Source organism: Bradyrhizobium embrapense, from assembly GCF_001189235.2.
Lineage (GTDB): Bacteria > Pseudomonadota > Alphaproteobacteria > Rhizobiales > Xanthobacteraceae > Bradyrhizobium > Bradyrhizobium embrapense.
The window spans coordinates 13,528-27,916 of the sequence record NZ_LFIP02000011.1 but is presented as its reverse complement, the minus strand read 5'-3'; the positions used below and the strand labels follow the sequence as shown (position 1 = coordinate 27,916).

The following is a 14,389-nucleotide window of genomic DNA, read 5'->3' as shown; positions in this document are numbered from 1 at the left end:
CAGTGCCACGTGACTGACGCAGCCGCGCAGCATCGCACCGGGATCGCGCTGGTCGTGGCGGCAGCGGCTGCCTGGAGCACCGCGCCGTTCTTCACCCGGCTGCTGCACTTCGATTCCTGGACCATCCTGTTCTGGCGCGGTCTGTTCGGGGGCGGCGCGATCGCGCTGTTCCTGGTCGCGACGCAAGGCCGCCGTGGCGTGCGCGATCTCGTCGCGATGCCCGCGAGCGGATGGCTCGTGGCCGGCCTCTCGACCTTCGGCATGGTGACGTTCATTCCGGCGCTGCAACTGACCAGCGTCGCCAATGTCGCCATTCTCATCGCGATGCAGCCATTTGCAGCGGCTGCGATCGCCTGGCTTTGGCTCGGCGAGCGGGCGCGGCCCGGCACATTGCTGGCGAGCCTCGTCGCGCTCGCGGGGGTGGCCATCACCGTCAGCGGCGCCGGCGGCATCACGGATTACAGGGGTATCGGCCTTGCCTGCGTCATGGTGCTGGCGATCATCCCTGATGACGGTGGTGATCCGGCGGCACAAGGGTACGCCGATGATTGCCGCGGCGGCGCTCTCGAACTTTCTCGGCAGCGCCGTCAGCTTGCCGTTGGGGCTCGGCATCGGCGCGGTCAGCAGCGCCGATCTCGGCGTGCTTGCGATGTTCGGCGCATGCCAGGTCGGTCTCGGCCTCACCCTGTTCACGGTCGGCTCGAGGTTGCTGCCGTCAGCGCAGGCTTCGCTGATCGCAACGCTCGAGACGCCGCTGATGCCGTTCTGGGTGTGGCTGGCGTTCGCCGAGGTGCCGTCGCTCCGTGCCGTGATCGGCGGCGCGCTGGTGATGGGGGCGGTCGTCGCCGACATTGTGCTCGGCCAGCGGGCGCAGCCCGCGCCAGCGGAGCGATGAGGGCCGCTACTCCTCGGGCTCGGTGGTGAACAGCAGCGGATAGCCCTTGGCGCGGCCGGCATCGGTGGCGCGGGTCGCCTTGGTCTCCGCGACATCCCTGGTGAACACCGCAACCACGCAGACGCCGCGCTGGTGCGCGGTCAGCATCACTTTGTAGGCCTGATCGTCGGTCATGCGGAATTCGCCCTTCAGCACGGTGACGACGAATTCGCGCGGCGTGTAGTCGTCGTTGACCAGGATCACCTTGTGCAGGCGTGGCCGCTCGACCTTGGTCTTGGTCCTGGTTTTCGGCTTGGCGACGGTATCGGGCATCGCACTCCCTCGCGATTGCTCCCTAAGAATACCGTCTTCCCGCGCGTGTTGGAACCGTTCGATTTGCACGGCGTCATTGCGGCAACGGCACGGCGCGCGTTGCCTCATGCATGGCAAGTGTTGACTGGTCTGCAAGCGACTAGCCTGCAGGCGTCCAACTTGCAGGCCCCTAACTTGAATGTGAAGGACAGATGATATCTGCGCTTTTCGGCGCCTGATTTGCGTGTCACCATGACAGGACACGACGGGAGGGCCGCAATGCGCTGGTATGTCTCGATCGGAGCGGTGCTTGTCGCGGGCATGTTGGCCAGCGGCGATGTGGCCGGTGTTGCCGCGCCCGGCCCGGGAACACAGACAGGCCGGCTGGCCGAAAAGGAATCCACGCCGAGCGTCGACATCGAGTTGATCATCGCGGTCGACGTCTCCTATTCGATGGACATGGACGAGCTCGCGATCCAGCGCGAGGGCTATGCGCAAGCGATCGTTTCCAAGGAATTCCTGCAGGCGCTGAAGGCCGGCCCGAACGGCAAGATATCGATCACCTATTTCGAGTGGGCCGCCTCCAACGACCAGAAGGTCATCATTCCCTGGCGGGTGATCGACGGCCCCGAATCCGCCGATGCGGTCTCCGCCGAGATCATGAAGACGCCGGTGCGCCGCGCCTCGCGCACCTCGATCTCGGGCGCGATCTATTTCGCGATCCCGATGTTCGACGAGAATCCGCATCGCGGCCTGCGTCGTGTGATCGACATTTCCGGCGACGGCCCCAACAACAACGGCACGCCGATCACGCCGGCGCGCGATGCGGCGCTCGACAAGGGCATCGTCATCAACGGCCTGCCGATCATGGTGAAGGAGCCGTCCTACTCGACGATGGATATCGAAAATCTCGACTGGTACTACGAGGACTGCGTGATCGGCGGGCCGGGCTCCTTCGTGGTGTCGATCAAGGATCGCGAGAAGTTCAAGGAGGCGATCCGCACCAAACTGCTGCTCGAAGTTGCCGGCCGTACCCCCGAGCGATCGATCGTGCGGACCGCAGAGAACGAGCCGCGAGTCAGTTGCACGATCGGCGAGAAGATCTGGCAGGATCGCTGGGGACGGTAGCGCTCGCGCAGGCTTGGTAGAGCGAAGGGAAGCCCATCATTTCTCAACGCGGTGACAGCTTGATGGGTTTCGCTGCGCTCTACCCACCCTGCGGGACTACAATATCTTCCGAACGTCATTCTCGAGCTCGCGCAAGGTCTGCAACGCGGCTGCATGCTGCCCGGCTCCGATCTGCCGCCAGACCTCGGCGACGCGCCTGGCGAGGTCGCGAACCGTCACCGGAAAATTCGCCGCCTCTGCCAGCGCGCCCTTCTCGTTGATCAGATACTGCCCGTTCAGGGCAAACAGCACCTGCGCGATACACGCCAGCGCGCGATAGGCGCAGCCGGCGGTCTGCGTGCCGTCGCCGCGCGGCACGGCGAGCTCGGCATTCTCGATTGCGAACAAGATTTCCCATTGAAAGCGCCGGATCAGCGCCTCGCGCAGCGCGGGCGGGTAGGGCACAGTCTTGGCTTTCATCGCCGCGACGCGTCCATCGGGATCATGCAGGGCGCGGCACAGCGCGACCTCGCCCATCCAGATCGCCGTACAGAAGCCGTGCGGATGGCCCGGCTGGTAGTGCATGCTGATCTCGCCGTTTCGGCAAGCATCGATCACCGCCGAGACCTCATCGATGCTGCGGTAGAGCAGGTCGACCTTTTGGCCGCCGATCCTGAGCCAGGCGCCGCCGACGATCCACGGACCCCAATCGCCGACCGGCGTCACATGGGCGGTCGTGGGATCGTCGACGAGGGCCGTCACCGCTGCGCGCAGCCGGTCGATATCCAGCGCGGTGCTGTTCCGATAGTAGAGGCCGAGATCGGTGTCGGAGGCGTGGCGCGCCGTGCCGCGCGCCCGCGAGCCGCCGAGCACGATGGCGGCGACGCCCGGCACGTCGGCCAGCACGGGAATGATGCGTGCGAGCAGCGAATCGTGGGACATGAGATGCGGATTATATCGAGACCGCCGCCTGCTGCGATAGTCGCCGCAATGCCTCAGCGCGCGAAGCGCGCCACCAGTTCGACATGTGGGGTGTGGCGGAACTGATCGACCGGAGTGACGGCTGATATCTTGTAGCCGCCATCGATCAGGATTTTTGCGTCGCGCGCAAACGTCGCGACGTTGCAGGACACCGCGACGATCACCGGCACCTTGCTCGCCGCAAGCTGGGTGACCTGGGCCTGCGCGCCCTGTCGCGGCGGATCGAACACGACGGCGTCATAGTCGCGCAATTCCTGCGGCATCAGCGGGCGGCGGAACAGGTCGCGCGCCTCGGCCTTGAGCGGCTTCAGCCCCAACGTCGATTGCGCGGCCTTCTGTAGCGCCGCGATCGCGCCGGCGTCGTTGTCGAAGGCCGCGATCCGCACCTTCTCGGCGAGGCGGAGCGCAAACGGACCGACGCCGCAAAACAGATCGGCGACGTGCTTGGCGCGTCCGCAGCGCTCGCGAACCAGCGCCGCCAGCGTCTCCTCGCCTTTGACGGTTGCCTGCAGGAACGAGCCCGGCGGCAGCACGACCTTGGCCTTGCCGATGGCAACCTCGGGCGAACCACGCTGCAGCACCAGCTCGCCATGCCGGGTCAGCCGCGCCAGCCGGTGTTTCTCGGCGACCCGCGACAGCGTGGTGATCAGGCTGGTCGGCAGCGCGCCGGAGCCGCGCACGTCGATGTCGAGCCCGTTGAGGGTCGCGGTCACCTGGATATCGAGCGGCCTGCCGATCGCGATCAGCGGCTCGGCTGTGGCCCAGGCGGCCTCGAGCGCGCCATCGAGCGCCGGATCGAGGATCGGACAGCGGTCGACCGGGATGATGTCATGCGAACCGGCCGCAGCGAAGCCGACCTTGAGCACCTCGTGGGTCCCCATGCGTCCGTGCAGCGTGATGCGACGGCGGCCCGCGCCATGGGCGTCGAGCAGCGGCGCGACGTCGGTCGCGACCTTTGCCTGCGCCAGCGTCTCGACCACGATGTTGCGCTTCCAGGCGTGGTAGGGCGCGTCATTCCAGTGCTGGATCGCGCAGCCGCCGCAGACGCCGAAATGCGGGCAGAACGGCGCGATCCGCTCGGGGCTTTGCTGCGTCACCCGGATCAGCCGCCGCCGGTCGGGATGATTGCCCGGGACGTCTTCGACCTCGACGGTCTCGCCGGCCAGCGTATAGGGCACGAAGATCGACTGCGCGGCGTTGATCGCGACGCCGTCGCCGCGATGGCCGACATGGTCGATGGTGAGTAGCTCAGCCACGGCGCGCGCCAAGGAAGAACTCGATATTGCCGTCGCCGCCCGTGATCGACGACGGGAACACCTGGATGTCGGTGCAGCCGAGCGAGCCGGCAAAGGCGGCGATGTCGTCGCAGATCTCCTGGTGCACCATCGCGTTGCGGATGACGCCGCGCTTGGCGTGTTTGCGCGCCGCTTCGAATTGCGGCTTGATCAGCGCGAGCAGATGCATCGGGGCTGCTGCCAGCGACAGCGCCACCGGCAGCACCAGCTTCAGCGAGATGAAGCTGACATCGATCACGACGACGTCGGGCCGCGCCGGCAGCCGCTTGCCCTCGAAATTCCTGATGTCGGTCTCCTCCATGGAGATGATCTTCGGATGCCCCTGCAGCGAGGGATGCAGCTGGCCGTGGCCGACATCGATGGCGAAGACGAGGCTCGCGCCGTTGGCGAGCAGCACTTCGGTGAACCCGCCTGTCGAAGCGCCGACATCGAGGCAGACATGGCCCTCGACGTCGATCGGATAGTGCTCGAGCGCGCCGGCGAGCTTGACGCCGCCACGCGAGACATAGGGATGCGCCGGCTCGGCCGTGAGTTCGGCGCCGGGCGCGACGAGCTCGGATGCCTTCGCAATCTGCTTGCCGTCGGCGGTGACGAGGCCGGCGTCGATCGCGGCACGCGCCCGCGCCCGGCTCTCGAACAGGCCGCGCTCGACCAGCAGCACGTCGATGCGCTTGCCGGCGGATGCGTCGTTGTCGTTGTCGCCCGCCTTGGTCACTTGCTTGGTCATTTGGCGCCCTGCCGGCGCTGTGCGGCGGCGAGCCGCACGCAGGCCTCGAAGGAGGTGAGGTCGTGCCAGAGGTCGGCCGCAGGCTCCCGCGGGGTCACCAGCGGGCTGCCGTGCAGATCGAGCGCGTGCATCATCATCAGATTGTCGGGCAAGCCAAACTCTTCCACCGTCAGCCCCTCCGCGTCGATCAGGCGTCCGTCGGATGCCGGAACGACCTGCTGCAGCCGCGCCACGCGATTGGCGTAGGACGTGGGATCGTTCGAATAGGCGAGGCACAGCTTGCCGCGTCCCGCCATGTAGCCGAGTTCGTAGACGGTGCCTGCGTCGGCACTGGGGCCGCGAAACGGCGTCAAATTGGCGATGACGGCGTCGGCAGACTCCATCATCGCCTCGTTGCTTTTGAAGATGGTGAGCGAGGCGCCCACGGCCGTGGGATTGATGCTGTTGTCGAGCGGATACAGCCCTGTCAGCCCGTGATAGGCGCAAACCTCCGCCTTGCGGCGGCCGATCTCCACGGCGTCCGGCAGGAACACGTCAGGACCTGCCAGATAGATCTTCATGAACTTGCCGGCACCCGCAGGTGCCGCCCGAAGCGATTATGCGAGCTTGACGGTCTCGGTCTTGTAGTCCTTGCCGAGGGTCTCGAACACCTTGGCAACGATGCTCTTGGCGTCGAGACCCGCACGGGCATACATCGCCGCCGGTGTGTCGTGGTCGAGGAACACGTCGGGCAAGATCATCGAGCGGAACTTGAGCATGCCGCTGTCGAGCATCGCGTTGTCGGACAGGAACTGCATGACATGCGAGCCGAAGCCGCCGATCGAGCCTTCCTCGATCGTGATCAGGATCTCGTGGTCGCGGGCGAGCTTCATGATCATTTCCTCGTCGAGCGGCTTCATGAAGCGCGCGTCGGCGATCGTGGCGGAGAGGCCGTGGGCAGCAAGCTCGTCGGCCGCCTTCTCGCACTCGGCGAGGCGGGTGCCGAACGACAGCAGCGCGACCTGCTTGCCCTCGCGAATGATGCGGCCCTTGCCGATCGGCAGCGGAACGCCGACTTCCGGCATCTCGACGCCGCGGCCTTCGCCGCGCGGATAGCGCAGCGCGCTCGGACGATCATTGATCGCAACCTGGGTCGCCACCATGTGGACCATTTCCGCCTCGTCGGAGGCGGCCATGATCACCATGTTCGGCAGACAGCCGAGATAGGCGTTGTCGAACGAGCCGGCATGGGTCGCGCCGTCGGCACCGACCAGGCCGGCGCGGTCGATCGCGAAGCGGACCGGAAGGCTCTGGATCGCGACGTCATGGACCACCTGGTCATAGCCGCGCTGCAGGAAGGTCGAGTAGATCGCGCAGAACGGCTTGTAACCTTCGGTGGCGAGGCCGGCGGCGAAGGTCACCGCGTGCTGTTCGGCAATGCCGACGTCGAAGGTGCGCTCCGGGAAGGCTTTGTTGAAGATGTCGACGCCGGTGCCCGACGGCATCGCCGCGGTGATGGCGACAATCTTGTCGTCCTTCTGGGCTTCCTTGACGAGGCTCTGGCCGAACACGTTCTGGTAGGCCGGCGCGTTCGGCTTGGCCTTGGCCTGGGTGCCGGTCGCGACGTCGAACTTGACGACGGCATGGTACTTGTCGGCGGAAGCCTCGGCCGGGCCGTAGCCCTTGCCCTTCTGGGTCACGACGTGAACCAGGATCGGCCCGGTCTCCATGTCGCGGACGTTTTTCAGCACCGGCAGCAGATGGTCGAGGTTATGACCGTCGATCGGGCCGACATAATAGAAGCCGAGCTCCTCGAACAGCGTGCCGCCGTCCATCATGAAGCCGCGGGAATATTCCTCGACGCGGTTGGCGCGGTTGGCGAGGATCTTCGGCAGGCGCTTGTTGATCTGCTTGGCGGCCTCGCGCAGCGAGCGGTAGGTCTTGCCGGAGTAGAGGCGCGACAGATAGGCGCTCATCGCGCCGACCGGCGGCGCGATCGACATGTCGTTGTCGTTGAGGATCACGATCAGGCGCGAGTTCATTGCGCCGGCGTTGTTCATCGCCTCATAGGCCATGCCCGCCGACATCGCGCCGTCACCGATCACGGCGATGACGTTGTTCTTGCCGCCGGAGAGATCGCGCGCCACGGCCATGCCGAGGCCGGCCGAGATCGAGGTCGAGGAGTGCGCGGCGCCGAACGGATCGTAGTCGCTCTCGGTGCGCTTGGTGAACCCGGAGAGGCCGCCGCCGGTGCGCAGGGTGCGGATGCGGTCGCGACGACCGGTCAGGATCTTGTGCGGATAGGCCTGGTGGCCGACGTCCCAGATCAGGCGGTCGCGCGGGGTGTCGAAGATGTAGTGGATGGCGGTGGTCAGCTCGACCACGCCGAGGCCGGCGCCGAAATGGCCGCCGGTCACCGACACCGCGTCGATGGTTTCCTGGCGGAGCTCGTCGGCAACCTGCCGCACCTGCTCGACCTTCAGCTTGCGCAGGTCATCCGGCGTGTGAATAGTGTCAAGAAGCGGCGTTTTACTAAATGTGGTCACAGCGAATTTCCAATTTTTGCCTGTCGGAACGAACGGCCCGACGCGAGATGGGTTGGCGCGCTCACCGCGCAGCGAATGCCAGACACTGGGTGCCGTCCCGGCAGGCCCTGCCTGGTTGTAAGCCTAGATTCACTCCGGATTGGACCACGTGATATGCATCACCTTGGTCGCTCTTCACCCGTCCCGGTTCAGTTTTGTCGAACCATTTGAGGTGCATGCCGCCCGAAAATCCGGGCCGCCCGCCACCCTCAAATGCCCATAGAACTGGAAGCATTACACCAAAGCCGCAGCCAAAGCCAACCCGATAGGCGGTGCAGGGTTCCTATGCGTTGTCCTGAAAAGCCTAGGCTTTTCAATGCTTGGGCTGGGACCGGGTTCCATTTTGGCTATTTTAGCGGCCGCCGGGAGGGTCCGGATCGGCCTGATTCGCAGTCACACCCGGTCGCCGCGGTCGCGGCGCGGCGTGGTGAATCGATGGAAATGCGCAGCAACAATCGCCCGCCGAGGCGGACATCATGTCGCATGATCGCGGCGTATCGGCGCTACTGCACGTCGAGCGGCTCGGTGCCGTTCGGTTGGCCCGAGGCGTCGGTGGTGATCTTGTCGACGCGGGCTTCGGCCTGGCGCAGCAATTCCTCGCAGCGCCGCTTCAGCGCCTCGCCGCGCTCATAGATCGCGACCGATTCCTCAAGCGGGACCTTGCCGTCCTCAAGCCGCTTGACGATCGATTCGAGTTCCTCGATCGCGCGTTCAAAGGAGAGCTTCTTGACGTCGGCTTGAGTATTTTCGGCCATTATATGTTCCCAGTGCGCCGATCGGACCGTGATCGGATCTCGTCGTCCAAACATGACCCGTCGCAGGCCATGCTCGCCCCGGCGCAGAATCAATCGAATTTTTGCGGGCGTATTGTGGCGGGGTTTTACGCGCCCATCAATGCGGTGACGTGAGATGCCACCGACTCTTTCAGGCCCTCGAGGTCGTAGCCGCCCTCCAGCACGGAGACGACGCGGCCGCCGGCGCTCTTGTCGGCGAGGTCCATCAGCTTGCGCGTGACCCAGCCGAAATCCTCGCCGGTCAGGTTGATCGAGGCCAAGGGATCGCGGTGATGCGCATCGAAGCCCGCCGAGATGACGACGAGCTCTGGGGAAAACTTCTCGAGCTGCGGCAGGATCAGGTTCTCGAAGGCGGCGCGGAATTTGGCGCCGCCATCGCCGGGCGCCAGCGGCGCGTTGACGACGGTGTCGTGCTCACCGCGCTCGCCTGCAGCTCCGGTGCCGGGGAACAGCGGCATCTGATGCGTCGAGCAGTACATCACGGTCGGATCGGCCCAGAAGATATCCTGCGTGCCGTTGCCGTGATGGACGTCGAAATCGATGATCGCAGCGCGCTTGATGCCGTATTTGCGCTGCGCGTGGCGCGCGGCGATCGCGACGTTGTCGAAGAAGCAGAAGCCCATCGGCGTCGATTTCTCGGCGTGATGCCCGGGCGGGCGCACCGCGACGAAGGCGTTCTGATGCTTGCCCGCCATGACCGCATCGGTCGCCGCCACCGCGCCGCCGACGCCGCGCATCACGGCTTCCCAGGTGCCCGGCGACATCGAGGTGTCGCCGTCGATATAGATCATGCCGGAGGTCGGCGCGATGTGGCGCAGCTCGCCGACATAGTGCTCGCCGTGACAGAGCAGAACGGTGTCGAGGTCACCTTCCGGCGCGAGGTCGCGCACCAGCGCCTCGAAGCGATCCTCGCCGAGCACCTCGGCAACCGCGCGCAGCCGGTCGGGGCGTTCGGGATGTCCGGGTGGGGTCAGGTGATCGAGGCAGGCGGGGTGCGTCAGAAGCAGTGTCATGCAAATTCCCGGCGCAATGGGGGCGCGTGCGAGGAGTACCCGTAATCTAGGCCGTTAGCGGCCGTCCGGAAAGGCCTAGATTAAGGCAAGCTCATTCCTCGTCATTGCGAGCGAAGCGAAGCAATCGATTGCCCGCGCACGGAAGCATGGATTGCTTCGTCACTGCGCTCTTCGCAACGACGGGCAACAGGGTGTTCCGTATGCGAAGCCTTACTCAGTTGATCCGCTCGATCCGCTTGCCGGCTGCCGGTCCGACCGGGCTGTTGGCCTTGAAGTAGGCATAGAGCGCATCGACGTCGTAGATGCCGAACTGTTGCGCTGTTCCTTCCTTGAACACCGTGAAGCCGTCGCCGCCTTCGGCGAGATAATTGTTCACAGTGACGCGATAGCTCGCGGCCGGGTCGATCGGCTTGCCGTCGAGCGACATCCGCGCGGCGATGATGCGCGCACCATCGCCCTTGCTCGCATCCCATGCATAGGCAAAGCCCTTCGAGACCTGCAGGGGGCGCGGCCGTTTCGGGTCGGCCCATTGCTGCTCCAGCACGTCCTTGAGCTGCTTGCCGGTCAGCGTCATCGTCACCAACTGGTTGCGGAACGGCTGGCTGGCGAAGATGTCGGCATAGGTGATGGCGCCGTCCTCGCGCTTGACGATGTCGGTGCGTACGCCGCCGGGATTGGTGAAGGCGATCACCGCGTTGCCGTTCGGCTCGGAGCTCGTGGCGCGCAGCTGCGCGTCGGCGACGATATCGCCGAGCACGCTTTCGCCGGTCTCGGCGGGCGTACGCGACAGTGTTTCGGTGACCGAGCCGGCCGCGCGGTTGGCGATCGGCGCGGCCAGCCGGTCATAGGATTCCAGGAGCGCGCTCTGCTCCGGGTCCTTGGCGGTGGTTGAAATCTTCACGATGGTGTTGTCGGCCTTGGCGCTGGTCACGTCATGGCTGTTCGGATCGAGCTGAAGGTCGATCGCGGTGACCAGCGTGCCGTATTTGTCGCCCGATGTGACCAGCCGCCCGTCGATCTCGCAGACATAGGCCTGGTGGGTATGGCCGGAGATCACGACGTCGACCGCGCGATCGAATTTCTTGACGATGTCGACGATCGGCCCGGAGATGCCGGGGCATTCATTGTAGTCGCCGGTCGGAAAGCCGCCTTCGTGGATCAGCACCACGATCGCCTCGACGCCTTTCGCCTTCAGCTCGGGGATCAGCGCGTTAACGGTGTCGGCCTCGTCGCGGAATTCGAGGCTGGCGACGCCGGCCGGCGACACCAGGTTCGGCGTGTTCTTTAGCGTCAGCCCGATGAATGCCACCGAAATGCCGTCGAACTCCTTGATCTCGTAGGGCGGAAACACCGGCTTGCCGGAGGCCTTGTCGATCGTGGAGGCGGCCAGATAACGGAATTTGGCCCCCAGGAAGGGGTGCGGCCCCTGGCATCTGTCGACCGGGTGGCAGCCGCCATTCTGCATCCGCAAGAGCTCGTCCTTGCCTTCGTCGAACTCGTGATTTCCGACCGACGAGATCGCAAGCCCCATCATGGAGAGCGACTCGATGGTCGGCTCGTCGTGGAACATGGCCGACAAAAACGGGCTCGCGCCGATCAGGTCGCCGGCCGCGACGAAGACGTTGTTCTTGTGGCCTTCACGCAGCTGCTTGACGACGGTTGCCAATCGCTCGGCGCCGCCGGCGGGCACCATGATCTTTTTGGTCGCATCAGCCGGATCGGTGATGCGGATGCCGCCCGGCGGCGGCCGCAGATAGCCGTGGAAATCGTTGATCGCGAGGATGCGCAGGTTCACCGGAGCTGCGGTCTGCGCCTGGCAGGGACTTGCCGCGGCAAGGCCAAGTGCGCAGAGCGCGGCGAGGGGCGTAAGGCGGTGCTGTCTCATGACCTGTCCATGGCGTGCACGATCATGGAACACACGATCATGGCGCGACGCCACTACAATTTTGCGACGCTTCGTTTCAAGCCTTCGTGCGCGCCATGAAGGCCTTGAAGGCGCCGATCGCTTCCGTGGAGCGCATCCGCTCGCTGAACAAATGGTTCTCCTGCTCGATGCGGCGGGTGACGTCCTCCGGCGGCAGCCGGATCAGGCGGCGCGAGATCGCCACCGCCTCGGCCGGCAGTGCACAGATTTCGCGCGCCACCTTGTGCGCCTCGACCTCGGCATGCCCCGGCGCCACCACGGTGTTGACGAAACCAGCGACGCGGGCGTCGTCGGCCGACATGGTGCGGCCCATCACCAGCATCGCAAAGGCGCGCTGGTGGCCCATCGTCCGCGGCATCAGCAGGCTGGAGGCGCCTTCCGGCACCAGACCGAAATTGGAGAACGGCGTCGAGAACAGCGCAGTCTTGCTCGCCAGCACATAGTCGCAGTGAAACAGCATCGTGGTGCCGATGCCCATCGCGACGCCGTCGACGGCGGCGATGATCGGCTTCACATTGTGGGCCAGTGAATACAGGAGCTTGACCAGGTCGGACGCGGGTGGCGTCTCGCCGGTCGAGGTGCCCTGCGCGAGCAGGTCCTCGATGTCGTTGCCCGCGGTGAACACGCCGGAGCCGCCGGTGATGATCAGGCAGCGGATCTTCGGATTGTTCTGCGCCTTGTCGATGGCGTCGCTGATCGCGCGAAACATCTCCTGGGTGATCGCGTTTTTCTTCTCGGGCCTGCGCAGCCGGACTACGCGTGTGGCGGCTTCGTCGGTGACTATGACATGCGCGGTCATCAGGCAGTCCCGGAGTGAGCGGTTCGAGTGTCGGCCGGCAGCGTCGCCGTCGGAGGTCGCGATCGCCATCCTACATGATCCCGTGCAGGTCCCAAGTGTTCTGGATCGCTTTTCCCCCTGGGCGAGCATGAGGCCGGCGCAATGCAGTTAACCGGAATGTCGTGATTTCGGGGCGAGGGACGTTGGTCGTAGGCTGGATGGTGCACGACGATGCTACCGGTGGCGGCGGTCGCGCCATCTTGGCGCACATGGCCCGCCCGCAGCCGCCGTGGCGCTCCCGAGCAGTTTAGCCTTCCGCGAGAAACATTCCGCTCGCCGCGGCATTTCCCCTCAACTGACAGACCGAGCCGACCCGTCGTTGTCGTGGTTCCGCGTTCGGCTGACCATGAGGATCGTGGCAGCATGCAGATATCCGGACGTTTGGAACTATCCCGGCGCCATATGTTGATCGTTGGCGCCGCCTCGCTTGCGGCGTCGTCGATCGCAACACCGCAGCCTGCTGCCGCCCAATCCGTACCGACCGGAGAGCCCGTGATGACGCGAGTATTCTTTGACGTGAACGGCGAAACACATCAGCTCGAGCTCGATACCAGGACCACGCTGCTCGATGCCCTGCGCGAGCACCTGCATCTGACCGGCACCAAGAAGGGTTGCGACCACGGCCAATGCGGTGCGTGCACGGTGATCGTGGATGGGCGGCGGATCAATTCGTGCCTGACGCTTGCCGTGATGCACCAGGGCGACGAGATCACGACAATCGAGGGCCTCGGCACACCGGACGGTCTGCACCCGCTGCAGGCGGCGTTCGTCGAGCACGACGGCTATCAATGCGGCTACTGCACGCCGGGCCAGATCTGCTCGGCGGTCGCTGTTCTCGCCGAGGTCAAGGCCGGCATCCCGAGCCATGTCACGGCAGATTTGAATGCGCCAGTGCGGTTGACCAATGCCGAACTCCGCGAGCGCATGAGCGGTAACATCTGCCGCTGCGGCGCCTATTCCAACATCGCCGAGGCGATCAGCGAGGTCGCCGGGAGGAGTGCATGAGAGCATTCAGCTACGAGCGTGCCACTTCGCCGGGCGCGGCGGCCACGGCCGCTGCCAGCACCGCGAACGCCAAATTCATCGCCGGCGGCACCAATCTGCTCGACCTGATGAAACTCGAGATCGAGACGCCGGCGCATCTGATCGACGTCAACGACCTTGCGCTCGACCGGATCGAGCAAACCGCGGACGGCGGTTTGCGGATCGGCGCCCTGGTGCGCAACACCGATCTGGCGGCGGATGCCCGCGTGCGGCGAGACTATGGCGTGCTGTCGCGTGCGCTGCTTGCCGGCGCCTCTGGCCAGCTGCGCAACAAGGCGACGACCGCCGGCAATCTGCTGCAGCGGACGCGCTGTCCCTATTTCTACGACACCGATCTGCCTTGCAACAAGCGCAAGCCCGGCAGCGGCTGCGCGGCGATCGGCGGCTTCAGCCGCCAGCTTGCCGTGGTCGGTGCGAGCGAGGCCTGCATCGCGACCCATCCGAGCGACATGGCGGTGGCGATGCGCGCGCTCGACGCCGTGGTCGAGACCGTGCGGCCCGATGGCGCTACGCGCAGCATCCCGATCGCGGACCTGCATCGGCTACCCGGCGATAGCCCTGAGATCGAAACCGTCCTGCAGCCCGGTGAGCTGATCACCGCGGTGGCGCTGCCAAAGCCGGTCGGCGGCAAGCAGGCCTATCGCAAGGTGCGCGACCGCGCCTCCTATGCATTCGCGCTGGTCTCGGTCGCCGCGATCGTGCAGCCGGACGGCACTGGCCGCGTCGCGCTCGGCGGTGTCGCCCACAAACCGTGGCGGCTCGAGGCGGCGGAAGCAAAATTGCCCGATGGCGCCAAGGCCGTCACCGCGCGACTATTTGCCGATGCAAAGCCGACCAAGGACAATGCGTACAAGCTGCAACTCGCCGAGCGAACCCTGGCGGCGGTGTTGCGCGAGGCCAGAGCTTAAGAAGGGCT

At 65.6% G+C, this 14,389-nt stretch carries 14 protein-coding genes and 1 pseudogene; 5 read left to right on the top strand and 10 right to left on the bottom strand.

Annotation, left to right across the window (positions count from 1 at the left end; genetic code table 11):
• Positions 1-9: 9 nt before the first annotated feature.
• Positions 10-375: pseudogene (locus AKN83_RS41485) on the top strand (EamA family transporter); the annotation flags it as partial.
• Positions 376-508: 133 nt separating this feature from the next.
• Positions 509-895, top strand: a complete 387-nt coding sequence (locus AKN83_RS41480) for an EamA family transporter (RefSeq protein ID WP_244522196.1) — start codon at positions 509-511, stop codon at positions 893-895.
• A gap of 6 nt (positions 896-901) precedes the next feature.
• Here AKN83_RS41480 and clpS read toward each other — a convergent pair whose 3' ends face one another.
• Positions 902-1,207, bottom strand: coding sequence for an ATP-dependent Clp protease adapter ClpS (gene clpS, locus AKN83_RS32715; RefSeq protein WP_050402363.1), 306 nt, complete (start codon positions 1,205-1,207; stop codon positions 902-904).
• A 258-nt stretch (positions 1,208-1,465) separates the two neighbouring features.
• Between clpS and AKN83_RS32710 the strand changes: the two genes are divergently transcribed.
• Positions 1,466-2,314 (top strand): DUF1194 domain-containing protein, encoded by an 849-nt coding sequence (locus AKN83_RS32710; protein WP_050402362.1) that lies wholly within the window; start codon positions 1,466-1,468, stop codon positions 2,312-2,314.
• 96 nt (positions 2,315-2,410) lie between these two features.
• Here the strand turns inward: AKN83_RS32710 and AKN83_RS32705 are convergent, their stop codons facing one another.
• From AKN83_RS32705 to AKN83_RS32665, 9 genes are all read right to left on the bottom strand, one after another.
• Positions 2,411-3,235, bottom strand: coding sequence for a nucleotidyltransferase domain-containing protein (locus AKN83_RS32705; RefSeq protein WP_050402361.1), 825 nt, complete (start codon positions 3,233-3,235; stop codon positions 2,411-2,413).
• Positions 3,236-3,288: 53 nt separating this feature from the next.
• Entirely contained in the window at positions 3,289-4,530 is a 1,242-nt protein-coding gene (locus AKN83_RS32700) for a class I SAM-dependent RNA methyltransferase (RefSeq protein ID WP_050402385.1), read from the bottom strand.
• Complete coding sequence (locus AKN83_RS32695; protein WP_050402360.1) at positions 4,523-5,296, bottom strand: TlyA family RNA methyltransferase; 774 nt, start codon at positions 5,294-5,296, stop codon at positions 4,523-4,525. Before AKN83_RS32695 ends, AKN83_RS32700 begins: the two co-directional genes overlap by 8 nt.
• Complete coding sequence (locus tag AKN83_RS32690) at positions 5,293-5,856, bottom strand: nucleoside 2-deoxyribosyltransferase (protein WP_050402359.1); 564 nt, start codon at positions 5,854-5,856, stop codon at positions 5,293-5,295. The genes AKN83_RS32695 and AKN83_RS32690 overlap by 4 nt, the downstream gene beginning before the upstream one ends.
• 36 nt (positions 5,857-5,892) lie before the next feature.
• Positions 5,893-7,821 carry a 1-deoxy-D-xylulose-5-phosphate synthase gene (gene dxs, locus AKN83_RS32685; RefSeq protein WP_050402358.1) on the bottom strand — a complete coding sequence of 643 codons (1,929 nt, stop codon included), beginning with the start codon at positions 7,819-7,821 and terminating at the stop codon, positions 5,893-5,895.
• Positions 7,822-8,363: 542 nt separating this feature from the next.
• A complete protein-coding gene (locus AKN83_RS32680) occupies positions 8,364-8,615 on the bottom strand; it encodes an exodeoxyribonuclease VII small subunit (protein WP_050402357.1) in 252 nt (83 codons plus the stop codon).
• A 125-nt stretch (positions 8,616-8,740) separates the two neighbouring features.
• Complete coding sequence (locus tag AKN83_RS32675; RefSeq protein ID WP_050402356.1) at positions 8,741-9,667, bottom strand: histone deacetylase family protein; 927 nt, start codon at positions 9,665-9,667, stop codon at positions 8,741-8,743.
• 214 nt (positions 9,668-9,881) lie between these two features.
• A complete protein-coding gene (locus tag AKN83_RS32670) occupies positions 9,882-11,552 on the bottom strand; it encodes a bifunctional metallophosphatase/5'-nucleotidase (RefSeq protein ID WP_050402384.1) in 1,671 nt (556 codons plus the stop codon).
• A gap of 76 nt (positions 11,553-11,628) precedes the next feature.
• On the bottom strand, positions 11,629-12,390 hold the full coding sequence (locus AKN83_RS32665) for an enoyl-CoA hydratase-related protein (RefSeq protein WP_050402383.1): 762 nt from the start codon (positions 12,388-12,390) through the stop codon (positions 11,629-11,631).
• Between the two features lie 402 nt (positions 12,391-12,792).
• On the opposite strand from AKN83_RS32665, the gene paoA reads away from it, so the two are divergent.
• Complete coding sequence (paoA, locus tag AKN83_RS32660; RefSeq protein WP_050402355.1) at positions 12,793-13,434, top strand: aldehyde dehydrogenase iron-sulfur subunit PaoA; 642 nt, start codon at positions 12,793-12,795, stop codon at positions 13,432-13,434.
• Positions 13,431-14,381, top strand: coding sequence for an FAD binding domain-containing protein (locus AKN83_RS32655; RefSeq protein ID WP_050402354.1), 951 nt, complete (start codon positions 13,431-13,433; stop codon positions 14,379-14,381). Before paoA ends, AKN83_RS32655 begins: the two co-directional genes overlap by 4 nt.
• The last annotated feature ends 8 nt before the right edge of the window (positions 14,382-14,389 follow it).

Excerpts from the sequence above, each read along its gene's own strand:
- AKN83_RS32655 (WP_050402354.1), top strand. The coding sequence starts at position 13,431 with ATGAGAGCATTCAGCTACGAGCGTGCCACTTCGCCGGGCGCGGCGGCC.
- clpS (WP_050402363.1), bottom strand. The coding sequence starts at position 1,207 with ATGCCCGATACCGTCGCCAAGCCGAAAACCAGGACCAAGACCAAGGTC.
- AKN83_RS32705 (WP_050402361.1), bottom strand. The coding sequence starts at position 3,235 with ATGTCCCACGATTCGCTGCTCGCACGCATCATTCCCGTGCTGGCCGAC.
- AKN83_RS32695 (WP_050402360.1), bottom strand. The coding sequence starts at position 5,296 with ATGACCAAGCAAGTGACCAAGGCGGGCGACAACGACAACGACGCATCC.
- AKN83_RS32690 (WP_050402359.1), bottom strand. The coding sequence starts at position 5,856 with ATGAAGATCTATCTGGCAGGTCCTGACGTGTTCCTGCCGGACGCCGTG.
- AKN83_RS41480 (WP_244522196.1), top strand. The coding sequence starts at position 509 with ATGACGGTGGTGATCCGGCGGCACAAGGGTACGCCGATGATTGCCGCG.
- AKN83_RS32670 (WP_050402384.1), bottom strand. The coding sequence starts at position 11,552 with ATGAGACAGCACCGCCTTACGCCCCTCGCCGCGCTCTGCGCACTTGGC.
- AKN83_RS32680 (WP_050402357.1), bottom strand. The coding sequence starts at position 8,615 with ATGGCCGAAAATACTCAAGCCGACGTCAAGAAGCTCTCCTTTGAACGC.
- AKN83_RS32710 (WP_050402362.1), top strand. The coding sequence starts at position 1,466 with ATGCGCTGGTATGTCTCGATCGGAGCGGTGCTTGTCGCGGGCATGTTG.
- AKN83_RS32665 (WP_050402383.1), bottom strand. The coding sequence starts at position 12,390 with ATGACCGCGCATGTCATAGTCACCGACGAAGCCGCCACACGCGTAGTC.
- paoA (WP_050402355.1), top strand. The coding sequence starts at position 12,793 with ATGCAGATATCCGGACGTTTGGAACTATCCCGGCGCCATATGTTGATC.
- AKN83_RS32675 (WP_050402356.1), bottom strand. The coding sequence starts at position 9,667 with ATGACACTGCTTCTGACGCACCCCGCCTGCCTCGATCACCTGACCCCA.